Annotated in this window: 13 protein-coding genes and 1 riboswitch; of the genes, 9 read left to right on the top strand and 4 right to left on the bottom strand. The window is 57.8% G+C overall.

All coding sequences use genetic code 11. From position 1 onward, the window contains the following. Positions 1-37 precede the first annotated feature (37 nt). Both citC and HMPREF1147_RS09315 read right to left on the bottom strand, forming a co-directional pair. Positions 38-1,084 (bottom strand): [citrate (pro-3S)-lyase] ligase, encoded by a 1,047-nt coding sequence (gene citC, locus HMPREF1147_RS09320; RefSeq protein WP_009658666.1) that lies wholly within the window; start codon positions 1,082-1,084, stop codon positions 38-40. A gap of 18 nt (positions 1,085-1,102) precedes the next feature. Next, the gene (locus HMPREF1147_RS09315) at positions 1,103-2,008 is read right to left on the bottom strand and encodes a LysR family transcriptional regulator (protein WP_232208078.1); all 906 of its coding nucleotides are present in this window, start codon (positions 2,006-2,008) and stop codon (positions 1,103-1,105) included. 164 nt (positions 2,009-2,172) lie between these two features. Here HMPREF1147_RS09315 and citD point away from each other — a divergent pair, with 164 nt between their 5' ends. The 5 genes from citD to HMPREF1147_RS09290 all read left to right on the top strand — a co-directional run bounded on the left by citD (position 2,173) and on the right by HMPREF1147_RS09290 (position 7,291). Then, positions 2,173-2,475, top strand: a complete 303-nt coding sequence (gene citD, locus HMPREF1147_RS09310; protein ID WP_009658675.1) for a citrate lyase acyl carrier protein — start codon at positions 2,173-2,175, stop codon at positions 2,473-2,475. Next, positions 2,472-3,383: an aldolase/citrate lyase family protein gene (locus tag HMPREF1147_RS09305; protein ID WP_009658696.1), complete on the top strand. Its 912-nt coding sequence runs from the start codon at positions 2,472-2,474 to the stop codon at positions 3,381-3,383. The genes citD and HMPREF1147_RS09305 overlap by 4 nt, the downstream gene beginning before the upstream one ends. 13 nt (positions 3,384-3,396) lie before the next feature. After that, positions 3,397-4,956, top strand: a complete 1,560-nt coding sequence (gene citF, locus HMPREF1147_RS09300; RefSeq protein ID WP_009658676.1) for a citrate lyase subunit alpha — start codon at positions 3,397-3,399, stop codon at positions 4,954-4,956. A 112-nt stretch (positions 4,957-5,068) separates the two neighbouring features. Next, positions 5,069-5,923 carry a triphosphoribosyl-dephospho-CoA synthase CitG gene (gene citG / locus HMPREF1147_RS09295; RefSeq protein ID WP_009438214.1) on the top strand — a complete coding sequence of 285 codons (855 nt, stop codon included), beginning with the start codon at positions 5,069-5,071 and terminating at the stop codon, positions 5,921-5,923. 42 nt (positions 5,924-5,965) lie between these two features. Beyond that, the gene (locus tag HMPREF1147_RS09290) at positions 5,966-7,291 is read left to right on the top strand and encodes a CitMHS family transporter (protein ID WP_009438284.1); all 1,326 of its coding nucleotides are present in this window, start codon (positions 5,966-5,968) and stop codon (positions 7,289-7,291) included. Between the two features lie 84 nt (positions 7,292-7,375). Here the strand turns inward: HMPREF1147_RS09290 and HMPREF1147_RS09285 are convergent, their stop codons facing one another. Then, positions 7,376-8,662 (bottom strand): adenylosuccinate synthase, encoded by a 1,287-nt coding sequence (locus HMPREF1147_RS09285; protein ID WP_009658602.1) that lies wholly within the window; start codon positions 8,660-8,662, stop codon positions 7,376-7,378. A gap of 36 nt (positions 8,663-8,698) precedes the next feature. Beyond that, on the bottom strand, positions 8,699-9,991 hold the full coding sequence (gene purB / locus HMPREF1147_RS09280; RefSeq protein ID WP_037351380.1) for an adenylosuccinate lyase: 1,293 nt from the start codon (positions 9,989-9,991) through the stop codon (positions 8,699-8,701). Positions 9,992-10,197: 206 nt separating this feature from the next. Between purB and HMPREF1147_RS09275 the strand changes: the two genes are divergently transcribed. The 4 genes from HMPREF1147_RS09275 to HMPREF1147_RS12170 all read left to right on the top strand — a co-directional run bounded on the left by HMPREF1147_RS09275 (position 10,198) and on the right by HMPREF1147_RS12170 (position 26,914). Continuing rightward, positions 10,198-11,517 (top strand): metallophosphoesterase, encoded by a 1,320-nt coding sequence (locus tag HMPREF1147_RS09275; protein WP_009658591.1) that lies wholly within the window; start codon positions 10,198-10,200, stop codon positions 11,515-11,517. A 572-nt stretch (positions 11,518-12,089) separates the two neighbouring features. Further along, positions 12,090-12,262: riboswitch (cobalamin riboswitch) on the top strand. Positions 12,263-12,523: 261 nt separating this feature from the next. Continuing rightward, the gene (locus HMPREF1147_RS09270; RefSeq protein WP_232208077.1) at positions 12,524-14,983 is read left to right on the top strand and encodes a TonB-dependent siderophore receptor; all 2,460 of its coding nucleotides are present in this window, start codon (positions 12,524-12,526) and stop codon (positions 14,981-14,983) included. 13 nt (positions 14,984-14,996) lie between these two features. Continuing rightward, positions 14,997-26,780, top strand: a complete 11,784-nt coding sequence (locus HMPREF1147_RS09265; protein ID WP_009658694.1) for an autotransporter domain-containing protein — start codon at positions 14,997-14,999, stop codon at positions 26,778-26,780. After that, positions 26,768-26,914 (top strand): hypothetical protein, encoded by a 147-nt coding sequence (locus HMPREF1147_RS12170; protein ID WP_009438289.1) that lies wholly within the window; start codon positions 26,768-26,770, stop codon positions 26,912-26,914. Before HMPREF1147_RS09265 ends, HMPREF1147_RS12170 begins: the two co-directional genes overlap by 13 nt. Positions 26,915-26,933 lie beyond the last annotated feature (19 nt).

Raw genomic sequence — 26,933 nt, 5'->3', positions numbered from 1 at the left:
TTTCTCTGATCGGCGTATGGACGTGCCGCGCGCGGTTTCAGTAATGTACGACATCCTCCGCCTTCGCGATGGCGCGGCGCACGGGGGCGCTCTCCTCCGATCGCAGATAGGCAAGGGTGGTTGGCGGAACGAGCGCGGCCAGCGCGGAAAGGTCATCGTCCTTAATACAGCGGCGCACAGTGGACGCGCTGATCGGCATCCCTGCGTATTCTTTGCGCGGAATGATTTCGCATGCAATGCCCGCCTGCGGCAGGAGCGTCCGCATGGTCTCGTTGTAAAGGCTCGTCACGCGGCTTGCGCGCTCCGCGCCGACATAGCGGCGCGTGATGCGGAGCGCCGCGGCGATTTTTGTAAAGACGGCAAGATCCAGCTGCGCGTGCCCGCGGATCGCATCGTCTTCGTCCTTTTGGAAATAGCTCGGGAAGGTCGCTTGACTGACGATATACGAGCCGCTCTCATGCAGAACGACGTTCGGCAGATGCGCAGTTCCTTCTCGTACGAGCCGCACGCGTACATCGTGCGGGAAAAAACTCGCGTCCTCGCTGACGATGAAGAGGTGCACGCGGTCATTTTCCTGCGCGGCACGTTCCGCGAGGTACGCGTGCCCGAGGGTAAAGGGGTTCGCGTTCATGACAATGGCAGCGACGCGTCGGGCGTCTCCGGCCGGCGTTTCCGCTTGTAGTTTTTTCAGGTAGTCGGAGAAGCCCCAGCGCGTGTTTTCCATAAAGACGACGTGATCCGGCACGCGCGCGATTTCATAGAAACCGAGGTCGCCGAAGAACCGGGCGGATGCGCATTTGGTATAGAGAAAGACGGGGCTGTTGCCGCGTGCCTGCTGCACGTCGAGGAGATGGGTCAGCAGTGCGTTCAGCAGTCCTTCGCCTTGCCGGGCAGCGTCCACGGCGAGACAGCGCAGTGTATTTCCCGCGCAGCTGCCCGTCGCGATGACGGCGCGGTGCTCGTCATAGACGGCGCATGTGTAGTCGAGCCGCGGGTCGAGACGCAGACCTTCTTTTGCGAGAAGGGCGCGGACGGCGGCGATCCCTGCACGGTCGGAGGGATAGATCACGGAGATGTCGGACATATCGGACTCCTTTGCGGATCAGCGGAACATGTCGATGAAGGCGCGCACCTGCGGAAGCTCCTCCGCCTGTGCGGTGTAAAAGAGGTAGGTGGCGCGCATGAGCGGCGTGCCGTCGGCAAAGTACATCGGGCGAACGCAGCCGTCGAACTGCGCAAGGCAGATCTGCGGCACGATGCTCCAGCCGAGTCCCTGTCGTACCATCTCCATGCAGGTGGCTGTGCTGTTCGCGGCGATATGGCTTTTTGCCGGGGGAATGCGGTTTTCTTTCATCCACTGGGTGATGTCGCGCGCCATCTCGGTGTCCGTATGGCGTGTGACCTGGCTGAATTCGCGCAGCGGGCGGCTCGCATCCTCCTTGCTTGTGATGACACAGATCGGTTCGCGCCCCAGGAACATGCGCGGACCGATCCAGTCGGAGTGCTCGCCGCGCAGGATAGCGACCTCGTCCTTTCCCGCGAGGAACCGTGAAAAGACATCTTGGCTCGAGCACGTGACGAACTGCGTCTGTACGAGCGGATAGCGGCTCCGGTAAAGATGCAGTCGTGCGGGCAGGCGGTACACGGCATAGTTGATCGAGACGCCGACACGCAGCGTGCCGGACACAACGCCCTGTCGATCTTTGAGCGCGCGGTGCATCGTGTTGACTTCGTGGAGGACGGTACGCGCGTGCGCGAGGACGATTTCGCCCGCGGGCGTAAACTGGATGCCCTGCCGCGAACGCAGGAGGAGAACGATGCCAAGTTCCTTCTCAATATGTCGCACTCGTTTAGAAACCGACGACTGAGTGATGAAAAGCTCCTCTGCCGCATGCGTGATATTGCGCGTGCGCGCAAGCGTCACGAGCAGACTGAAATCCTGAACATCCATACGACTCCCTCTCTTCGGCGGCATGACGCGATGGTCTTCGGCCCAGATGCAGTGCATTCTGCAGGGCAGATGTCTTCGTATTTTTCTTCATTATACCGCTCGTACTGACAAAACACCATAGAAACATTCCAAAAGGGAATGGCGTGAACAGAAAAAGAGAACTTTTACAAGCACGGGGAATTCGTGGTTTAATGGTATCATAAATGAAAGGAGGAAATGCGATGGAGATTCAGAAATCTGCGATCGCCGGTACGCTCGAATCCAGCGACGTGCAGGTCACGGTAGAGCCGGGCGCAAACGGCATCGAGCTGGCTATCGAGAGCAGCGTCATGAACCAATACGGGCGCGCGATTCGTCGTACGGTTCTTGCAACACTGGAACGTCTCGGCGTCACAGCGGCGCGCGTGCAGGTCGTCGATAAGGGCGCTCTCGACTGCACGATCAAGGCACGCGTGGAGTGCGCCGTATTCCGCAGCGCAGAAGCATCGGCCAGAGACGTTCCGTGGGGAGGTGTCGTCAGATGATCCCAAGACCGAAACCTCAGCGGTTCCGGCTGCGCCGCACGATGCTCTTCATGAATGCGCAGAAGCCGGGACTCATCAAGGACGCTTATATTTACGGCGTCGACAGCATTATTCTCGATTTGGAAGATGCGGTTGCCGAGAACCAGAAGGACGCAGCGCGGTTCTCGCTCTACCATGCGCTCAAAAGCGTCGATTACGGCGATACCGAGGTGCTTGTGCGCATGAACGGGCTCGAGACGCCGCACTGGCAAGAGGACATCCGCGTGAGCGTCGCAGCCGGCGCGGACGGCGTGCGCATCGCGAAATGCGAGAGTGCGGCGGACGTGCGCCTCGTTGAGGAGCATGTGCACGCGGCCGAGGAGGAGTTCGGCGTCGAGACCGGCCGCACGCTGCTCATGGCAGCGCTCGAAAGCCCGAAAGGCATCCTCAACGCGGCTGAGATCTGCACAGCGTCGGAGCGCATGCTCGGCGTCGCGATCTCGGGCGGCGACTTCCGGAAAAGCATGCACGTCCGCCCCGTGCCCGGCGGCATCGAGATCAACACGGCGCGCAGCCTCATGCTCCTCGCGGCGCGTGCGGCGGGCATCCAGTGTTTTGACACCGTCTTCACGGCGCTCGACGACGAGGAGGGCTTCCGCGCCGAGGTACGGCTCGATCACGAGATGGGATTTGACGGCAAGAGTCTCATCAACCCGCGTCAGATCGCCTATGTGCACGAGACCTTTGCGCCCACACCCGCAGAGATCGCAACGGCGGAGCTCTACGTCCGCAGCTACGAGGAGCAGTCGAAGCAGGGAGTCGGCGTCTATACAGTCAACGGGAAAATGGTCGATATTCCCTTCATCGAGGACGCACAGCGCATCATCGCCCTCGCGAAGGCGTGCGGCGTCTATCACGGCGATTTGTAAAGGAGGCGATTCGATGAAAAACGCAGTGGGCAGAGAGATCCCGGATGCGCTCCTGACGGACGGCAAAGAGGTCTACCGGGGGAAATATCATAAGGACGGTCAATATTTCCGCAAGGCCGGGCCGCGCGTGCGCCGCGCGGAGCGGCCGCAGGCGTCGAAGGTCGTCGCTTCGATCCGCGAGGCGTGTGAGAAATGCGGCGCGCGCGACGGCATGACCGTCTCGTTCCATCATTCCTTCCGCAACGGTGACTATGTGACGAGTATGGTCATGAAGGTACTCGTGGAGGAGATGGGGCTGAAGGATCTCACCGTTGCAACAACTTCGCTCGGCAGCGCTCAGGATCTCCTCGCGGACTACATCGAGCAGGGGAAGATCATTGGTGTTCAGTCCTCCGGTGTACGCGGCCGCATCGGCGAGGTGATTTCCGCCGGCAAGCTCAAGACGCCTGCGATCATCCGCAGTCACGGTGGGCGCCCGCGTGCGATTGAGACAGGCGAGCTTACGATCGATATCAGCTTTATCGCGGCGTCTGCGGCTGACGACTACGGCAACGCGAACGGCACGGGCGGAAAGAACAACTGCGGAACACTCGGCTATGCGGTCGCTGATTCGCGCTATGCCGATCACGTCGTCGTCGTCACGGATACGCTCGTCCCGTTTCCCAATTCCCCCGCGCCGATCGCGGCGATTGACGTGGACTATGTTGTGGTCGTGGACGAGATCGGCGATCCGAAGAAAATCGGTACGAAAGAAGCGCGCGTCACGGAGGATCCGCGTAATCTGATGATGGCGGAAAGCTGCGCGAAGATCATCGCTGCAACCCCGTATTTTAAGGATGGTTTCTCCTTCCAAACCGGTGTCGGCGGCCCTTCACTTGCGGTCAACCGCTATCTCGAGACCTATATGCGTGAACGCGGCATCGTGATGGGCTTTGCGCTCGGCGGTATGGGGGGCAACATCTGCGATCTCATGGACAAGGGGCTCGTGCGGAGACTCCTCGATACCCAGGATTTTGACACAAAGGCAATCGAACATCTCGCCGCTCATCCGGACAAACACCTTGAGATCTCCACGAGCGAATACGCGAACCCCGCGAATAAAGGGGCGTATGTGAATAAGCTGGATTTCGTCGTGCTCGCGGCGCTCGAAGTCGATACGGACTTCAACGTCAATGTGCTGACCGGCTCGGACGGCGTGCTGCGCGGCGCTCCGGGCGGACACCCGGATACGGCCGCGGGGAGCAAATGCTGCATCATCGTCACGCCGCTCGTACGCGGGCGCATGGCGACCGTCTGCAAGAAAGTCGTTACGGTGACAACACCGGGCGATTGTGTGGACGTTGTCGTGACAGATTATGGCATTGCGGTCAACCCCATGCGCAGAGATCTCGTCGCATGTCTTGACGCGGCGGGCATCGCGCATACGACGATCGAGGCGCTGCAGGAAAAGGCATACAGCCTTGTCGGCACGCCTGACGAACTCGAATGGGAAGACCGGGTCATCGCCGTGCTCGAGGCGCGAGACGGAACGATCCTCGATGTCGTACGTAAAATCAAGCCGCTGCAGATCTAAGGATCGGTCGGCGGGGAATGCCCTCGGGAATCGTGCCCGGAGGGGAGCGAGACACCCCCGCGGCGCCTGCCGGATCAATTTTCACGATGCAAGGGAGTGAGGTGACGAAAGGATGGATCGAGCCGCGTACATCGCATCATTCGCGCTCGAGGCTCTGCTCGTGGAGGCGGCGGCGACGCCGAAACCCGGGCTTGTCGACCGCGCGAACTGCGGTGCACATGCAGATATGGACTTCTTTACCTTTCAGATCTCGGCGGCGGCGATCGCACCGTTCTTGCCCGTCTTCGTCCGCACGGGCATAGAGCATACGACCGACGCACCCGCGCTGCTTACGTCGCTCCGGCGCGTCGGTTTGGAGGCGGAGCGCGCGATGTTTGCACGTACCGGCGGCGTCAACACACACAAGGGGGCGATCTTTAGCTTCGGCGTGCTCCTTGGCGCTGCGGGGCTGGCGCTGCGGCGGGGTAAAAAATGCACGGCGGAGTGTGTGCTTGATCTCGTTCAGGAGATCTGTGCGGGGATCTGCCGCCGCCACTTCGATGGTCTGGATGCTTGCGCTCCCGAGACAAAAGGAGACGCGGCGTATCTCGCCTGCGGTGCGACGGGCGCGCGCGGGACAGCAGAGGCAGGGTTCCCTCTTGTGCGCCGTATCGCCCTGCCGCTCTATCGCGCACTGATGGATCAGGGGCTGCCCATGAACGACGCACTCGTCGACGTTCTCGTTACGCTCATCACACTTAATGATGATACGAATATCCTCAGCCGCCACCACCTCGGTGTCCTGCACGAAGTGCAGGCGACAGCGCGCCGCGCCGAAGCGCTCGGCGGAATGGCGGCACCCGAAGGCCGCGCGGCAATCCTGCAGATGGACGAGGACTTCATTCGCAAGTGGATCAGTCCGGGCGGATCGGCGGATCTCCTTGCCGTCACTTATTTTCTCTATGCACTCGAACGCGCGGACGGATAATGTTTCCGCGTGCTGATGAAATACGCAAAAGGAGGGACTTTTATGCTGTTGGCCATCACCGGCTTTGTCATGATTTTTCTGATCATCTACTGCCTGCTCCAAACGAAGGCGCATCCGACGCCGGTATTTGTCATCGTGCCGATCGTCTGCGCCATTGTCTGCGGCTTTGATTTTGCGCAGATTGCAGAGTTCGTCAAGAGCGGCGTAACGACGACCATGCCGGTCGCCGTGCTCTTTATCTTCTCCATCGTCTATTTCTCCATCATGTCGGAGGTCGGGCTGTTCGATCCGCTCGTCGACTTCCTCGTAAAACACGCGGGATCGAACGTCGTTCTCGTCACGGTGGCGACGGCGTGCATCGCCACGATCGCCCATCTCGACGGCGCGCTCGCCGCAACGCTGCTCGTGACGATCCCCGCGATGCTGCCAATCTACAAACGACTGCATATCCGTCCTGTAGTCCTCTGCGTCATCATCGGCGCGGCGATGAGTATCATGAACCTCTTGCCGTGGGGCGGTCCCGTCGCACGCGTCGGAGTGATCCTCGATACGGACGTCAATGCACTCTGGCACACGCTGATCCCACTGCAAATCGTCGGCATCGGCATGGTGCTCGTCTTCGCCGCCTTTATGGGCATTCTGGAAAAACGGCGCGGCGCGGGCGCCGTGCCGACGGGCAAGGCGGCGCAGCTCGATGAGGACGCCTCGTCCGCGAAGCAGGTCACCGCGGAGGAAGCGGCGGCGCTCAAGCGCCCGAAACTCTTCTGGTTCAATCTCCTGCTCACGGTCGGTGTCATCGCACTGCTTTGCTTTACGAAGATTCAGCTGTATGCCGCCTTCATGATCGGGCTTTCCATTGCTCTTATCGTGAACTTCCCCGATCCGAAGATGCAGGGGGCGCGTATTCGCGCACATGCGGGTGAGGCGCTCGGCGTGCCGATGATCCTCCTCGCGTCAGGCGTGTTCCTCGGCGTATTGACGGGCAGCAAGATGCTCGAGGCGATGGCCGAGACGCTCGTCATGATCATCCCGGGATTCCTCGGGCCGTACTTCCATATCGTCATGGGAATATTCGCCGTGCCGATCGGTATGATGCTCGGCACGAGTCCGTATTTCTTCGGCCTCCTGCCGCTTGCGATCGGCGTCGGCGAGCAGTACGGCATCTCTCCCGAAAACATGTCGCACGCTATGCTGATCGGCAAGAACTTTGCCGTCCTCGTCACGCCGCACGCGGCGACGACCTTCCTCTGCTGCGGCCTCGCAGGTATCTCCATCAAGGATCTCCTGCGGTTCTGTATGCCGTGGCTTTGGCTGCTCTCCATCATTTCACTGTTCTTTGCCATCTTGCTGGGGATTGTCGTCGTCTAGACAATGTGAAAAACTTGTAATGCATACGAAAACGGCACAGGCGCGTGATGCGTGATCTGTGCCGTTTTTCTATATGCTGTGTCGTTAGAACAACTTCTCCGCGAGCACGATGGTCTGCTCGCGCGAGGGACCGACGGAGACGATGCCGAGGGCGATGCCCGTGACCTCAGCCATGCGCGTGAGGTAGCGGCGCGCGTTCTCCGGGAGCGCGTCATAGCTGCGGATGCCGGAGATGTCGGTCTTCCAGCCCGGGAAGGTCTCGTAGATCGGTTCGACCTCGGCGAGGACGTTCAGGCTTGCGGGGACGCCTTTGAGGACTTCGCCCTTGTACCGGTAGCCTGTGCAGAGCTTGATCTCGTCAAATCCGTCGAGGATGTCGAGACGCGTGACCGCCATGTAGTCAATGCCCGAGAGCATACCCGCATGGCGGACGACAACGGCGTCGAGCCAGCCCGTGCGGCGCGGACGCCCCGTCACCGTGCCGAACTCGTGCCCTGCGCGGCGCAGCTCCTCGCCGATGCCGTTCAGCTGCTCGGTGGGGAAAGGGCCTTCGCCGACGCGCGTGCAGTATGCCTTGACGACGCCGATGACCGTATCGATCTTCTTCGGCGCAACGCCCGCGCCGATGGTGACGCCGCCCGAGATGGGATGCGAGGCGGTGACATACGGATAGGTGCCGTAGTCGATGTCGAGCATCGTCGCCTGTGCGCCCTCAAAGAGGATCTTGCGCCCCTCTGCGATCTCCTCGTTGATGAGCGGGATCGTATCGGTGACGAGCGGGCGCAGACGCTCGGCGTAGCCCATGTATTCTGCGAGAACGTCCTCGTAGACGAGGGGCGCGTGGTCGTATGCCGCCGCGAGCTCAGCGTTCTTGCGCGCGAGGTTCTTTTTGAGCTTTTTCGCAAACTCGTCGCCGTCCATGAGATCGCAGACGCGGATGCCGATGCGGTCGTCCCGATCCATATAGCAGGGGCCGATGCCGCGCCCCGTTGTGCCGATCTTGTCCGCGCCGCGCTGCGCGTCGCCGATGCCGTCCATCAGACGATGGTAGGGCATGACGACGTGGGCGCGATCGGAGATGCGGATGTTCGACGCGTCGATGCCGCGCGCGGCGAGGGCGTCCATTTCCTGCAGGCAAACCTCGGGATCGAAGGCGACGCCGTTTGCGATGATATTATGCGTCCCCTTGTAGAGAATGCCCGACGGCAGCAGGCGCAGCTTGTACTCCTCACCTGCGGCGACGACCGTGTGTCCCGCGTTGCAGCCGCCCTGATAGCGAACGACGGTATCCGCCTGCTCCGCGAGATAGTCGACGATCTTTCCTTTTCCTTCGTCTCCCCACTGTGTGCCCGTGATAACGATGGTTGACATATGCTCAGTCCCCTTTTTTTATCAAAACCTGTTCCCTTACAGGTCAAAACGCTTGAAGATTTCATCCACATTGCGGAGGAAATATTTGTAGTCAAAGCAACCGTCGATCTCCTGTGCGGTCAAGTGCTTTGAAATGTCCGCGTCCCGCTCGACATTCGTGCGGAAATCCTCTTTCTCAAGCCAGCGTTTCATGGCGTTGCGCTGCACCCATACATACGCTGTCTGGCGCATGACGCCCTTATTAACGAGCGCAGTGAGGATGCGCTGACTGTAGATGAGCCCGCCCGTGCGCCCCATGTTGTGGAGCATCGCATCGGGATAGACGAGGAGCTTGTCGACGATGTTTGTCAGCTTTGCGAGGCAGTAGTCCACGTTGATCGTGCTGTCCGGCAGGATGACGCGCTCGACGGAGGAGTGCGAGATGTCGCGCTCGTGCCAGAGCGTCATGTCCTCGAGCGCCGCGACGGCGTTGCCGCGCACGAGCCGCGCCATGCCCGAGACGCGCTCGCAGTTGATGGGGTTGCGCTTGTGCGGCATCGCGGATGAGCCCTTTTGCCCCGCCTTGAAGAACTCCTCCGCCTCGCGGATGTCCGTGCGCTGGAGGTTGCGGATCTCGGTCGCGATCTTTTCCATCGTGCCCGCGATGATCGCGAGTGTCGTGACGAGCTCGGCGTGGCGGTCGCGCTGGATGACCTGCGTCGCGAGACGGACGGGCGTGAGTCCGAGCCGCCGGCACGTCAGCTCCTCGATGCGCATGTCGATGTTGGAGTAGGTGCCGACCGCGCCCGAGAGTTTACCGACCGAGACGATCTCCTGCGCACGCGTCAGCCGCTCGATGTCGCGTTCGAGCTCAGCGCTCCAGAGCAGGAGCTTCAGTCCGAACGTCATAGGCTCCGCATGGATGCCGTGCGTACGTCCGATACACGGTGTATGGCGAAACTCATCTGCGCGGCGGCGGAGCACTTCGCGGAATTTACGAAGCCCGCCTAGGATCAGCCCCGCGGCGTCACGCATCATGATGCAGTACGCCGTGTCCTTCACATCGCTCGAGGTGAGCCCCTTGTGGATATACTTTGAATCCTCGCCGACATTTTCCTCAAGGTTCGTGAGGAAGGCGATGATGTCGTGGTCGGTCGTCTTTTCGATCTCGTTGATGCGGGCAACGTCGAACTTCGCCGTGCGGCGGATGTTCTCCACGGCGGCGGCGGGGATCTCGCCCAGCTCCGCCATCGCCTCGCACGCCGCGATCTCGACGTTCAGGATGGTCTGCCACTCATTCTCGATCGACCAGAGACGACCCATCTCCGGCCGCGTATAACGCTCTATCATCATATCCTCCTGCTCATGTGCACAGACATAAAACAACATCTATATCATATATCTCAAAACGTCCAATGTCAACGAAAACAAAGCGTGCGGAGAACGTTCGGCGGAGTATGGCACCATGGTAAAAATTTAGGGCGTACTATTGACTTAGAGTGCGCTCCTAGTATTATATTGACAGACAGATATTTGACTGAATCAAGGGGACTATGATGGGAGAAAATAACCGGACGGAGCGACGTTTGAGTCGGCGCTCCTTTATCAAAGGTGCGGCTGCGGCGGGCGTTCTCGCTGCGAGCGGCGCGCTCTTTTTGGGGACGGGCTGCGGGCGCACGGTTGTGGAGACAGCGGAGCGCAAACTCTTTGCCGAGCTGCGCGTAAATTATCTGCGGCAGATCGTCACGCAGGATACGGGGCGTGCGCGCGTCCTCATGTGGGAGATGCCCGCGCCTGCGGCGGATCAGGTCGTCGAGCTGCGCACGGCGGGGCAGACGGAGACGCGTTCTTTTGATGTGCGCGATGCGGGCTTTACAGACGACGGCGTGACCGTCTATCAATACGCAGCGGCGATTGACGAGCTGACGCCCGGCACGTCGTACGAATACCGCGTGCGCGCCGGTGATGCTGCGACGGCGTGGATGCCGCTCGCGGCACCTGCCGAGGACGCACCGTATAAAATGATCATCTTCCCGGATTCACAGTCGAGCGACTATACGGACTGGCAGAATGTGGCGCGCGGCGCGTGGGAGCGCAACCGTGATGCGGCCGTCTACTGCAACATGGGTGACCTTGTGGACAACGGAGAGGATCGTTCGCAGTGGGCGGCGTGGTTCGAGGGATTTGACGCCGACATGCTGCACGCGCTGCCCTTCGTCCCCGTGATGGGCAATCATGAAACGTATAACCGTGATTGGAAGGTACGTCTGCCGGAGGCGTATCTGCACTATTTCGACGTGCCCGCAAACGGCAGCGCGCAGTTCGAGCGGTACTACTACTCATTTGATTTCGGCAGCGTCCATTACATCGTCCTCAATACAATGCAGCAGGAGCTTGACGACTTTATCCCCGGGCTCGTGGAGGAACAGCAGGCATGGATCCGCCGCGACATGGCAGCACACCGGAAAAAGTGGAATATCGTCATGATGCACAAAGATGTCCTGCAATACCGAATCAACGGGCGTCCCGAGCGCACGGAGGGATTCAGCGAGGACGGGAACCTATGGATGCCGCTGTTTGACGAACTGGGCATAGACATCGTATATACGGCGCACTTGCACACCTATCGCAACCGCGGACATATCTACGGATTCGTGAAGCAGCCGGACAAAAGGGGACCGCTCTACATCCTCACGGGTGTCGCGGGCAACGTCCGCTATCCGAATCTGTGGGTGGATCACGCGATGGACGATGTGACGCTCCCGCAGCCCGAGACCGACAACTACCTCACGATGGAGGTCGGCGCGGACAGCATCGAGATCGCGTGCTTCCTCCCGGACGGCACGGAGATGGATCGCGTGCGCGTGGAGAAATGAAGTATATGGCTTGACGAATTGTATGTAAAAATTTATAATTGGATTGACATTCCTTTACCGTTATGGTAGAATAAGATAAATTTATATATAACGGGAGGAATTTGCCGAATATTATTTATCGTAAAAATTGAATAAGGACATCAGGTGTTTTGTGACTTGCTGCAAAGCTTTACGGGGAAGTTTGATGTGATTTCAACGCTGTAGCGCAGCCGTGAAGGGGAGTTTATTCATCGCAGTCCTCTTACAAAGGGATGAATGGGCGACGATCCTAAGCCGGGGTACCGACTGAGGTCTGTCATTTATGTAAAGTATGCGCTTTACGTACTTCAGCATTTAGGAGAGGTTCAGCTTTCCGCCGGTATTTTATTGCCAAAAATGGGGCGGACGATCTCGGGTGTTAGGGTTTGCAGCGCAGCTTACAGTACATGAAATGAAGCAGGAAATTTAGCTGTTGCGCAGCCGGATTTCCTGCTTATTTATTATAAAGTATTTTATTATCGTTAAATATGAATGCAACCTGAAAACTCTTATTGACAAAAAAAAAACAATAATGCTAATATAAACATAAAAATTGCATATGATAGGGAATAGGTGTCGCAAGACTTCAAAAGGAATCCGGTCAAAGCCGGAGCGGTCCCGCCACTGTAAGAGGAGTCCGTCAAAATATGCCACTGGAGAGATCCGGGAAGGTTTGACGCGGCGATGAATCTAAGCCAGGAGACTTGCCTGTTTCAACATCACCGTTGATTTTTGAATTGTATCAAGAATCAGTACCTGCGAGCGATGGGGAGGGGATTACGTCCAAGACGAAATACAGACGTATCTCTGGCAGGAATATATTCTGCCGGATTTCTGATTTCTATAGATGTTCATCCGCCTGACTGCGCTCGTTGGTACAGGCGGATTTTTTCATGGAGTGAAGGAAAGCATGGCACGGGGATTGTCCACATTTTTTGAAGATACGCCGGCATACGGTTGGTCGGCAAAGAAGAACGGAGGCTCTTTTATGTCAAAGCAAGTAAGCAAAAGGATGGTCTCGGGTGTTCTCTGGATGCTGCTTGCCGCTGCGGCAGGGCATCCCGCATTCGCAGCAGACTCGGGGCAAACGGAGGATGCACAGGGAATATATACAACGCAGGATGTTACGGTTCAGGCAAAACGCCCCGTATGGGAGGAGACTCTCTCCCCCGGCACTGTGACCGTCATCCGCCCCGAGGAGTTCAAAGGGGAGCAAAAGACGCTGCCCGACTTCCTGAAGATGGTGCCGGGCGTACATGTGCGCGAGGTGCAGGGGAAGGGACAGTATACAACCGTGACCGTGCGCGGCTCGACGGCGGCTCAGGTCGGCGTATTCGTGGACGGCGTACTGACGAACCTCGGCGGCGATGCGGCAGTTGACATCTCGACCATCCCCGTCAGCAACGTCGAGCGCATCGAGGTCTATCGCGGCTACATCCCCGCACGCTTTGCAGGCACATTCATCGGCGGCGTCATCAACGTCGTGACGAAGAAGCCGACGGGCGCACACGGTTCTGCCGAGATCGGACCAAGCTCATTCGGCGGCAAAAAGGCGTCCGTCGAGGTCACAGCCCCTGTCGGCGACGGCAGCCTCCTCTTTGGATTGAACCATGAATCGCGTGAAGGCGACTTCCCCTACCACAGCTACGCAGCAGATCAGTTCTACACGAATACCGGACTTGGCAGACAGATTGTGGAAACACGGGCAGAACTAAAGCAGTTCTTGGGGATGACAGCGGCAGAGCGTGCCGCCTATGATGCCGCCAATGGCGCGGGCGCATGGCAGGATAATGTAGATTCCTGCATCCAGTGGCTCGAAGACAACGGCGGTCGCTTGGTGACCGCTGCCGATGACCCAGAGCGCCGCCGCAAGTACAACGACTACAGCAACTCCGACCTCCTCATCAAATGGCAGGATGACAACTGGATGGTCAAGGGCACCTATAAAACCGTCAATCGCCATCTGCCCGACAGCCTTTGGGTCGACTACCGAAGCTATTTCGATATGATTACGCCGGGGCTCCTCGTTGATAAATACGATCTCTATAAATACGACAAACGGCATCAGACAATCAGTGCAAAGGAGCTGCTCGTGCAGCGTCGATATATGGGAAAACGCTTTGAATGGGGCTGGATGGTCGACTATCTCACCCAGAGCAAGGACTACCGTGCCGAGAATATTCACGACGGTCTGCGTTTTATGATCAAGGTTCCCATGCGGGAGTGGAGCCGTTACCGTTCGAAGAAATACAACGTACAGGTGGACGGAACCTACGAGCTCAGCAAGAACAACATGCTCGACTTTCAAATGAACTACTCTCACGAGCGCATGAATATCGATGGTGACGGACTCAACGAGGTCATCGACGACGTGCAGGCGGGCATCGGGAACCTCTGGGCACAGATGCGCAATCAGTTCGATCAGAACATCTTCAACGTCCAGCTGCAGGATACAATCACGCTCGACAAGAAGAGGACATGGCAGCTGACGCCCGCCATCCGCTACAATCGCTCGGAAATTGTGGGCTACAGTCAGTTCGGCCGTTTCAATCCTGCAAAAACGTATCATTGGGTTCATCCGAAGGACAATCAGGTGGATTCCAAGGTGACCTGGCAGCTCGCATTGAAAAAGGAGTTTAGCGATCATTTCACGATGCGCATGACGGGCGGCACCTACTTCCGACTGCTCAACATGTACGAGATCGCGGGCGACGGCGCGGGCATCATGCCGGCTCCAATAGACTATAAGGGAAGCGGTGCGAAATTCCCACAGCCGGAGTACGGCAAGCAGTTTGACTGCAGTGCGATTTGGGACGGAAAGTTCCTCGGCGCGGACAATCGGACGACGCTCACGTACTTCTGGCGCGACACGCAGCGCATGCTTTACCTCTATCGTGCCGGCCTGAACTACAGCTCGTACTTCAATGATATGCGCGGCAAGGCGCATGGCTTTGAGCTGCAGACGAATTTCCACTGGAAGAAATTCGATCTCGATATCGAAGGCACGCATCTCAATATAGAGGCGCAGCGCAGAGACTCCTCGCCTGGCGTACACTACGATTGGTTCGAGGTGCGCCCGACGTATCAGCCGGAGTGGGAAGGCAATATCCGGCTAACTTATCGCCCGACGGAGAAGTGGCTCTTCTTCGGCGAGGCGCATTATGTTTCGCAATACTACACGCACTATGCCATTCCGCAGACCAGGAATCCCGTGGAAAAAGAACTTGCCGGCAGGCCGAGAGCTGCGCTGAAGACGATCAACGTGGGTCTCAAGTGGTCGCCGCGCAAGGATATGACGATGTCGATTGGCTGCAACGATGTGCTTGATGAGGCGTCGAAGCTGAAAGTGCACAGCGTACAGCGCTACTTGAGCGACCCGAGCTGGGTAAACATCGAGTACCCGCTGCAGGGACGCAGTTACTATATGAGCTTCCGTTATGAATTCTAGGGAGGGAAAGAAGATGAAGGAGTATTTCAGCAAGGCGCGGCGCCTGCGCCTGACGGCTCTTGTCGTGGGCGGGCTGCTCTACGGCTCGTCGGTGCATGCCGCCAATCTGGTTTCGACGATTCCTTCGGATTACGGCAATAGCGAGATGGGCGCGGTCACTGGCTCGCGCGTAACGACGGAGGTCGATGCGGCGCCACAGGCAGGGGTGCTGAAGAACCTCAACCGCGACCCTGCCTCCTTCGGTTTCCATCAGAAGGGCAAGAGCATGCTCCTGTTGCGACAGTACACCTACAGCACGACGGAGCTTGAGAACACCGCTCTCATCGATCCGAATTCCGCAGGCGCGGCGGCGAGCGTGGCGAGCGGGAAGACGGAAACTGTGCCGAATATGCATGCGGCGGCGGCTAGTGACGAGCATATCTATATGACCGGCTATGATATGGGACAGATTGGCGTCTTTCGCCAAAGCGGCAAGCGATTGATGGAAAACAAAACAGCTGTCGTCAATCTCAAGAATGACATCAAGCAGTACTGTGGCTATAACTTCACCGAGACGTTTCAGAACCTCGACGAGGATCCAAAAGGCGAAAAGGGCAAAATCTACACGGGCGATCCGGCGAAAGCGCAGGTACACGGTGAAGCTTTGCTTGTCGATGGGCGCAGGCTCTATGTGGCGGCGTCCGTCAACCCGCTCGCGGGCTACGATCCCTACGACGACGGCTTCCTGATGCAGTACGACATCCAGGACGATGGCAGTCTGAAGTTCGGAAGCTATACGCGCATCAGCCGCAACATCGATCAGGGCAGGCTCAATAAGTTCAACGACCATATCCTTATTTCCTGCATCGGCGGCTATCAGCACTATAACGGGACGGGAAATACCCACTATACGGCGCTCAATATCGCTAAGATCGATCAGAATACGGGGCGCATCCTGGGCACGGAGCAGCGCCGCGCCTCGATTCCAGAGCATGTCAAGGGAACCGGCGAGGATATGCGCGATCTGAAGATCCTGCCGAACGGTACTGCCTACGTCATGACGTACAACCTCAGCCCGAGCGGCAGCCAGATCAATGCGCATGTCTACCAGACGACCATGTCCAACCTGATGTCGGAACATCCCGACGATTGGACGGAGATTGCCGTTGCGCACGAACAGGAGGGCTGGTTCGGCAAGCTCAACGCCGAATACTATACGAAGCGTCTCTGGCTCGAACTCGGCGATACCCTGCAGGCCTATACGGACGGCGATGATGCGGCGAAACATATATGGCAGGCGAAGGATTTCTCCGAGAACAAGGCATTCAGCCGCTTCAACAAGATCACGATGATCGAGCCGGACTGGGTCTACGGCAATACGGCATCTGTCGTCATGACGCTGCCGGCGGAACTGGGCGGAACGACGACCGCAGCGGCACTCAATGAGAATGCCGTCTGGAAAGACAATGCCGTATACACCGATACGGTCACGACGCGGCAGGGCTGGGACGGCGATACCGTTGTCAGCATCGGAAAAGACAAGCTCGGCGACAAATCGACGAATGTGCTTGCGGCTATTTCTGCAACCGGCGGCAAGCGTCTTAATATCAGTGCGAAGAAAAATCTCCTGCAGCTGCAGGTGGAAAACACCGTGGGAAATCCGACGGGAATCTACGCCAAGGGAACGGATCTCATCGTAAGTGCGGCGAAGGGAATCAATATCCTCACACGAGGGCTTGACGGCGGCAATACGCTGACGAATGCCGTCCAGCTCGATGCACTGAAGGACAAGGCATCGAAGATTACCATCAACGGACCGCTCAATATCTCGATGACAGGCGGCCTTGGCGGCAACGGCGTCGCAGTTCAAAAGAGCGACCGTTTGGGGGAGAAATCCTATGAAGCGAGCGTCGCATCGGGAATCCGCATCAACGGCAATCTGAAGATTGCAGGCGAACAGACGGATCGGTGGGGCATTCCGCTCAATCGTGAGAATGTATTCTCGCGCTTTAATAATGCAGGCATTCTGACACAGGTCGAAAAGAGCACGGTGACCGTAACCGGTGAGGTGGATATGACCGTTTACGGCAACGGCGTGACAACGAATGCCAAGGACAGCAGTGTACGCCTCGCAGGCGGCGGCTCCATTCAGGTGCCTGCCGGCATGAAGTACAGCTACTACGCGCTTGCCGCATATCAGGGCGCGATTTCCATGAATATGGGAGAAGATGGGACGAAGCCAGGCAACGGCAAGCCGGAAAATGCAATCGCTGACGTGAAGCTCGACGGCGATCTGTTTGCTTTGCCCACGGGCAGGCTTGATGTTGCCCTTATGACGAATAAGTCCTATCTGCACGGCCTTGTTGACAACGGCGGCACGGCGAATCTTTATCTGCAGAACGGCGCAAAGTGGCTCAATGAAGGCCGCAACGAGCGCTATTATCAGGACGACGAGGATATGGGAGCCGGCATGATGGCGGCTGCCAAAACCCGGGCAGGCGGTACTGTCGGGAGGTTCTATAATGCGCAGAGCCGCGTCACGAACTTCGTTGGCGGTGCAACGGAAGCACAGCGCGGCATCATCTACCAGAAGAGCATAAATCCGCTCGTACTTGAAAACTACAGCGGCCATACGGCGGCAATCTATACCCATGATGCGGCTGAACCGGCGCTCTTTAAGGGCGGCGACATCATCATCAACAAGGCGAAGGCAGACACCGAGAATGTCTTTACCCTCTTTACCGACGGCGCCGGCGTAACGACAGGCAATCAGACTGCGGTGCTCAATGCGCTTGCCAACAAGCTGACGTACAAGAGCTTTGCCGAGAACAAGCTTTCGGGCAAGCTCTCAATTGGTGAGAGCCTGACGACGTCCTCCATCAAGGGGGACATCACCTTCGGCAACGAGAAGGGAAGCTACACGGGCGGCACGCCGACTCCGCCGAGCACGGAGCAGACGAAGACGGAATTCACCTCGCAGCTCACGCAGAAAGAAGTTGCTGAGTACAAGGAGGCCAATGTCGAGCCGTCACCCGGCAATTACAAGTTCACGAAGGATACGACGATTCGCAGAAGCTCCTATGACGGCATTATCGCAGCAACAACGTATCCGAAACAGCCGCTCAATGTCGATGCAAGCGGTCAGACGCTGACCTTGATCGGCGACGGCAGCAACTTCATCCTCGGCATGGACAACAACAGCAAGGATGGCATAAAGATCACGGCGAATGCTCTGAAGATTGACGTAAAGAGCAGCGATGGCCGTGCTTTTGGCATACGCAATAATCAGGACGGCTCTGTCGTCAAGATCAAGGGCGACCTCGATATCAAGGGGCAGAGCAGCCAGACTGCGCAGGGTCTCGTCACGAGCCGGGGTGCGGCGATTGAAACGGATGGGCTGCATGTAGAGCTGAACAAGGACTCGACGAACGGCGCCTGGGCCATCAGCAACAGCAACGGCACGGTCACGGTCAACAGCGACGGCACACATGAGGTGGTCATCAACGGCAATGTTCAGACAGGTGAGGAAGGGAATACCAATATATCGCTGACGACGGAGCAGTCTGTTTTGAACGGAATCATTCAAAAAGTGGCCTCAAGCGGCGGCGGTGAGGATGAAGACGAGGACGAGGAATTCGGTCTTCCGGTCAGTCCTCAGCAGAACGGCGAGGCAAAAGGCAATGCGCTGACATTGCAGAATGGCGCTGTTTGGACGAATGAAGATTACAATACGCGAAAGAGCGCGCTCACTGCGGCGAAATTCATAGGAAGCCAGCTGCTTTCCCTCAAGGGCGGCGATGATGCTGCCCATGCGGGTGTGATCTTCCAGAAGAACGATAAGGATATCACAATTGACAACTACAGCGGCCATACGCGCGTATTCTATGCGCATGATGCTGCAGCACCGACGACGATCATCGGCGGCGCGCTGAAGATTGGTAAGGCGGCTGCGGACAGCATCATTACGCTGACGACGGACAACAGCGGCCTGAACACAGAGGCAGCGTCGGGAGCGGACAAGAAGCTTGTGGACGATACGCTCAATGCGCTCGCGAACAAGCTCTGGTATACGGCCTATACGACGGGAGAGAGAAATCTCACGGGCAAGGCGGAGATCGCCGAAGGCCTGACGACCTCTGCCGCAAGCAAGCGTATCGAAAACATCACGTTTGACAACACAACAGGGCAGGGCAGCTATACGACGACCTCGCCGACCCCGCCGAGCACGGAGCAGACGACGACGGAGTTCACAACACGCCTTCGCGGTACGGATTCGGATCAGGAATACATCGATGCGAATGTTCGTCAGGTAGACGGCACATATCGCTTCACGAAGGACTCGACCATCACGTATCAAAACGACCAGGGTGGGCTCCGCAGCACAATTATACCGAATGAGGATGTTCACATCGATGCAACAGATCGCGTCCTGACGATCAAGAATGGCAGCGGGATCGCGAGCGTCACACAAGGCGCTGCTATCGCTAATTCCGGAAAGACGCTTGATATCAAGGCGAAGACGCTGAAACTCCTCGTGAACGATACGACTTCGGTCGCTCCGCTGCAGACTGCCTGGGGCATTTTGTCTATGGGCGGTACGACGAATATCTCCGGCATGACGGAAATCGATGTCGCAGGCACGGAGCGCAGCAAGGCAATCCAGGCTTATGGCGGCACGGTGACGCTGGAAGGCCTCCGTGCCAAGGCGAATGCCGCATCCAAGGATGCGGTGACGCTCGATGTACAGGGCGACGGGCGCATCAACGTCAATGTCAAGGACGGCACGGTCGGCAGCAGCGAAGTCATGCTCGACGGCAATATTACCGCCCGGGAGTCCGGCAGCCGTGTGGATGCTGCACTTACGACCGGAACATCGTACATCAAAGGGCTTATCTCCGGCGTTGGGACGCTCAATCTCTGGCTCCAGAATGGCGCCGCTTGGCATAATGAGGAGTACACGGCCCAGCCGACAGGATTTGCCAGCCGTCTGACGAACCTCGCGGGTGGCAGCGATGCTTCCCATGCGGGTGTGATTTTCCAGAGGAATGACAAGGATATCACGATTGACAATTACAGCGGCCATACGCGCGTGTTCTATGCGCATGATGCTGCGACGCCGACGGCGATGATCGGCGGAGACTTCCGCATCAAGAACGCGGCAGCAGGAAGCGCCATTACGCTGACAACGGACAGCGTCGGCCTCAATACGGAGTCGACGAAGGCGGTGGATAAGAACCGTGTCAGTGCGACGCTCAATGCGCTCGCCAACAAGCTCTGGTACACGGCCTATACGACGGGAGAGAGGAATCTCACGGGCAAGGCGGAGATCGCCGAAGGCTTGACGACGTCCGCTGCAAGCAAGCGCATCGAGGACATCACGTTTGATACGGCAAGCGGACAGGGCAGCTATGTCTATACGCCGGCTTCGGAAGTGACGACTGATCCGATTACGGAATCCGAGACACTGACCTATGATCGCCAGGCGATTGCTACACAGCCGAATACCAAGGGCAACCGCATTGTCTCCGCGCTCTACACGGATAATACTGCATACGATAAGCAGCATCCGATGGTCGTCGATATGAACGGTCATAGTCTGCACCTTGAGGCAAACAGTAAGAACCAGATTTCCAGCGCAATTTACGGCGGCAACAACAAGAGCATCCGAATTGTGAACAGCGGCGAAGAAAAGGCGCTGACCATCAAGGCATCGAATACGGATACGCGTGCGGCTACCGGCATCCAGTCGGATGCAAATTCCCATATCTATATTCAGGGACCTGTCGTCATCGAGGATGTTCATGCAAAGGGATATAATGCGACGGCGATTCAGACATCCGGTACCATTGGTTCCCCGAGCGATGTCACGATCGACGGCGATCTCACTGTGCAGTCCATACGGGCTGATCGCGTGGACACGAAAAACAAGGGTGCAGACGACGGACGCAATCTGGCTGCGCTCAAAACGACAGGCGATGAGACTAAGATCACAGTCAAGGGCAATGTCGATATTCAGAATATCAAGGGCAGCGTACTGCAGACGGTCGGCGCGGACAGCGTGATCGATGTCGGCGGCGGCACGATGTCGGCTGCCGAGGATGCCGATCATACGAAGCAGTATTATGCCGTCCGTGCAGAGAAGGGCACGGTGAACATCAACACGCCCGAGGGTGTCAGCGGCAGCAGAAAGACGAATATCACGGGCGATATGTATGTCACGCGTGAATATGGAAAGAAGACAGTCGAATACAGCGGCGGTCAGCTTGTTGATTTTGAAAAGGAGGGCGTGCTGAACGTCTCTTTGACGACAGCAGATTCTTCCTGGACGGGCGCGGCAACGTATGACGTCAATCGGGCAGATTTCGGCTCCGGCGGCTTCACGGCGCATGATGTCGGTCAGTTCAACCTGACCCTGCAGAATGGTGCGCGATGGACGAATGAACAGAGATCCAGCGTCACGGACAAGTGGCTGGGCAGCCATCTTGCTACTTTGCAAGGCGGCGATGCTGCAGCCAATGCCGGCGCGATCTTCCAGAAGAACGCCAAGGACATCACGATCGACAACTACAGCGGCCATACGCGCGTGTTCTATGCGCATGATGCTGCGACGCCGACGACGATGATCGGCGGCGCGCTGAAGATTGGTAAGGCGGCTGCGGACAGCATCATTACGCTGACGACGGACAACAGCGGCCTGAACACAGAGGCAGCGTCGGGAGCGGACAAGAAGCTTGTGGACGATACGCTCAATGCGCTCGCCAATAAGCTCTGGTACACGGCCTATACGACAGGAGAGAGGAATCTCAGGGGCAAGGCGGAAATCACCGAAGGCCTGACGACATCGGCGGCCAGCAAGCGCATCGAAAACATCACCTTCGACGGCACAACAGGGCAGGGCAGCTATACGACAACCCCGCCGACTCCGCCGATCGGGGAGCAGACAAAGACGGAGTTTACGACGCAGCTTACGCAGAAAGAAGTTGCGGAATACAAGGATGCCAATGTTGAACCCAGTCCTGGAAATTATAAGTTCACGAAGGATACGACCATATCCAAGACATCTTATGCCGGAGCCATTTCCAACACGGGATTTCCCCAAAATCCGCTGACGATTGATGCCGGCGGACATGTGCTGACGGTCAAGAGCGAAGGAAATAACGGACTTGTCACGGGGATTAAAAACAGCGGTGAAAAGGGCATTGCAATTGCCGCAGATACGGTAAAGATCAATGTCAAGAGTGGAACGGGAAAGGCATACGGTGTTTGGAATGCTAAGGGCGGCTCAACAATTAAAATAACAGGGGATTTGGATATATCTGCCACGGGTGGCGATGCGGCAAAGGGACTTTCCGCAAGTAAAGATGCTGCAATTGAGACGGACGGTCTGGATGTCACACTGAATAAAGCCTCTTTGGATGGTTGGTCTATCGACAACAATGGGACCATTAAGGTAAACAAGGAAGGCACGCATAAGGTAATCTTGCGTGGAAATATTCATTCAGGACCCAATAGCAGTATAGATCTGTCACTGACTACAGCGGAGTCCGCTTTGAACGGTGTTGTTCATAAAGAGGGAGAGACCGTAAATGGAGTGAGTCTCTTATTGACGAACGGTGCTGTGTGGAACAATCAGGACTGGAACCAATCCTCCGCTGTTCTTGAAAAGGTGTCCTTTGCCGGCAGTCGTCTTGCCTCTTTGAAGGGTGGCAGCAATGCCAACAATGCAGGCGCGATCTTCCAGAAGAACGCCAAGGACATCACGATTGACAATTACAGCGGCCATACGCGCGTATTCTATGCGCATGATGCTGCGACGCCGACGACGATGATCGGCGGAGACTTCCGGATCAAGAACGCGGCAGCGGGAAGCGCCATTACGCTGACGACGGACAGCGTCGGTCTCAATACGGAATCGACGAAGGCGGTGGATAAGAACCGTGTCAGCGCGACGCTCAATGCGCTCGCCAACAAGCTCTGGTACACGGCCTATACGACGGGAGAAAGGAACCTCACGGGCAAGGCGGAGATCGCCGAAGGCTTGACGACCTCTGCTGCAAGCAAGCGCATCGAGGACATCACGTTCGATACGGCAAGCGGACAGGGCCGCTATGTCTATACGCCTGCCGCCGATCCCCCGGCATCACAGACCACGACAGAGTTCACCACATCCATTACAGGCGATGAAACGCACGACGCTCCCTATGTGAATGCTGGCGTCCGCAAGGGCGACGGTAACTATGTGTTCACGAAGGATACAAAAATCACGACGGATGATTCTGAAACAGTGATCGGCGGACCGTGGACACCTGCGAACTCTCCCGCGATATCGAATGTCAATGCCGCACAGCCGCTCAATATCGACATGAACGGCAGGAAGCTGACGATTGAAGCCACAGGAAACGGTACGGTCGTAGGCATCAGCGCAGTCGGCAAGGGAAGCCAGGTCAATATCAAGAATGCGGGTGCGATCTCCATCACAGGAACGAATACGGGCAGCGCTTATGCCCCGACGCTCTTTGCCAACGGCGGTGGCTCCGTCCACATTGAAAACGGCGGTGCAGATCTTGAAAGCAAGGTACTCACGCTGCGCACCGTCGGCAAGAAAGAAGCGAGTCCCGCTGTTATCAAGTCGATGAACGGCGTCGATGGTGCGGAATCGAGCATCACGATTGACGGACTCGTCGACATTCTTGTAGACGGTACATATCCCGATGGCAAGGGCGCGAACGAGGGTGTCAGCGCCGTCGCTTCGCGCGTCGACATCGGCGGCGGATCGATTCGCGCCACCGGCAGTGCATGGGCGGCGATTCGCGCTTACGGCGAGTTCGTTTCGGAGAACTATGGCACGGTCAACTTCAACGTCACGAAGGGAGCGGACGGCCTCGCCAACGGCGCAGGCACGAACCGCGCCGTCATCGAAGGTGACATCGTCACGAACGGCGGCATGGGTACGAAGGGGCGCGTCTCCGTCGGTCTTTCGACGGCGGATTCGCACTGGCTCGGCAACTATGCCGATACGAGTGGCTACGGCGTGACGCCGGGACAGCTCGGTGCGGTCAACCTCTTCATGAAGAACGGCTCTTACTGGAAGGGCTTCTCCAACGGTTCCATGAAAGTGGAGATGAGCGGCGAAGGAACGAGCTGGACGGGCTTCAACGTTGGAAATAATATGCAGCTCAAGCTCTCCGACGGCGCGATCTGGCACAATGCTATCACGCAGGAGCAGAAGGATCAGAGCAACAACCCGGCAATCAGCAGGGTCAAATACTTCACGGGCAGCGGCGGTTTCATCGATATGACAGGAACGAACCGCTTCCTCGCTTCGAGCAACAGCCTGAGCGGCGCTCCCGTACAGACGGGTTCCTCCTCCATTGAGGAGAAGGGACTTGGCGAGACAGGCGATCTCACGATTGATGAGTTCAACGGCTCGACGACGATGCTCTATCGCCATGACGCGTTGTCACCGACGACGATCTACGGCGGCAAGCTGACGATCGGCAAGGCGGCGGCCGGCAGTACCGTTACGATGCGCACGGACAGCAACGGTCTCAATACGGCCTCAACCAAAGCGGCCGATCAGAACCTCGTCAGCGCGACGCTGAACGCTCTCGCGAACAAACTCTACTATACGGCATATACGACGGGCGAACGCAACCTCACGGGCAAAACGGAGATTGCCGAAGGCCTTACGACATCCTCGGCAAGCCGTACGGAGAAAATCACGTTCAATGAAGCGACAGGACAGGGCGGTTATACCTACAAGCCTTCGACCGACATCCCGGATACACAGGTGACGACGGTATTTACGCAGGGGATCACGGGCGATGTGGATACGGATGCCGTCTATGCGACGGGCGGCGTGCTGAAAAACGGTAAATACTATTTCAGCAAAGCAACGTCCATCACGGCGGATACCGGCATCGCCGCGGCAGACGGCAAGCCCGTCGATATCACGGGCGGTTCCGGCACGACCCTTGCCATCAATGCCAAGAACTACGGCATTGATGCCGCGGCGAACAGCAAGGTGGATATGACGGGCGATCGTCTGTCAATTACCGCCGCAGACGGTGCGGCAAACAGAAGCATCCGCGCGGCGGCAGGTTCTTCCGTGGGCATCGCCTCCGGCTTTGACATTAAGGGCGCGGTCGAAAACAACGGCGGCACCGTCAAGCTGGACGGCACGGGCAAGACGAGCTCGCTCGTCGGCAATATCACGCAGAATGACGGGACGTTCAATCTCAGAATGACCGGCAAGAACTCCGTGCTGAAGAGCGATATTATCAGCAAGGGCGGAAATCTGGCCGTCACCCTCGACGGCGAGGGCACCGTGTTCACCGGCAGCATCGGTACTGCGGCAAAGAGCGGCGTATCCTTCTACCGTGCGGGAACACCGACCGGGACGCGGGAGCTGACGCTCGGGCGCATGGCGGTATGGAATGTGACCGGGGCTTCGGATCTGACGAAACTCTCGGCGCAGGGCACCATTGTGCAGCAGTCGAATCAGGAAGCGCGTATCGGCAGCTATGAAGGGACGGCAAAAGTCCTGTACCGCGGCACAGCAACCCCGGACGGTGTGCTGACCCTGCGGAACACCGGGCGGTTCACCGTTCAAAACATCATCGGCACAAACAATTCTCTGACGCTTGCAACCGACGCGTTCAGCGGCAGCGACGCAGGCGATGAGAAGGTCGCCGAGACACTCGCAAAGCGGTTCGTTTACAGCGGCGACATCGGCAATATCGAAAATGAAGGGGTCAAGGGACTGCGCCTCAACGCTGCGATCGCCGACGGCATGACGACATCGGCAAAGACCTATCGCGTGCGTTTGGGAGCCAACGGTCTGAGCCAAGGGGTCACGCGTGTCGCTCTCTCGGATATCCAGTACGGCGACTACGAGACGAAGCTCATGAGCGGCGTGAAATCCGCGATGACGGCGTCCGCGATGGCGTGGCGTGCAGAGTCGAACGACCTTATGAAACGTCTCGGCGACCTGCGCCTTTCGCCCGAGCAGATCGGCACCTGGGTGCGGTTCTACCGCGGTAAATCGAGCAGTGACAAGGATCGCGCGGACTTCCGCATGAACTATTCGACCATCCAGGTCGGACATGATTGGAAGGTATCCCCCGCGTGGCGCGTCGGTCTTGCCGGCAGCTATATGAAGGGCTCTTCGAGCTACGCGAGCGGCAGCGGCAAGAATAAAGAAGGGAACCTCGGGATCTACGGAACGTGGACGGGAAAAGACGGCCAATATCTCGATCTCATCGCGAAGGTCGGCCGCCTTACGAACGAATACTCCGTCTACAACGACTTCGGGCACTATGTCAAAGGCGACTACGGCGCGTGGGGCGGATCGCTCTCTGCGGAATACGGCAAGAGAATCCGCGGGAAGAACGGCGGCTTCATCGAGCCGCAGGCCGAACTGATCTACACGCATCTGAACGGCGCGAATTATGCGGGCAGCACCGATTACATGGTCGGCGGCGTATATCAGAAGATGTACGTACGGCAGGGCGCGTTCAACAGCCTCATCGGCCGGCTCGGCATCGGATTCGGCCGTGAGACGAATCGGAGCACATGGTTTGCGAAAGTATCGCTCTACCACGCCTTCTCCGGCAGTCTGCATACCGATTATTCCGACGGGATCAATCCGTGGAAGCACACGCATCAGGACTTTAAGGATACGTGGGTCGGCGCGCAGATTGGCGGTACCGTGAAGATCGGCGAGAAGTGCAGCCTGTACGGCGACTTTGAAAAGACCTTCGGCGGCGATGTCAAAACCGACTGGCGCATGGACGCCGGCGTCCGTTGGAGCTTCTAACCGAATACGGCGGCGGCATGGAACGTGCCGCGCAGAAAGAGACGGGACTGCCGCACAGATGTGTGCGGCAGTCCCGTTTTGTCTGTATGAAACGGCTTGGCAAGGTTGCGCGGAATTTGCTTTCAATGGTATAATAAATAGAGAAATTTTTGA

This window comes from Selenomonas sp. FOBRC9 (genome assembly GCF_000287655.1).
Lineage (GTDB): Bacteria > Bacillota > Negativicutes > Selenomonadales > Selenomonadaceae > Centipeda > Centipeda artemidis.
The sequence above is the reverse complement of the archived record's forward strand: the minus strand, read 5'-3'. Positions and strand labels throughout refer to the sequence as shown.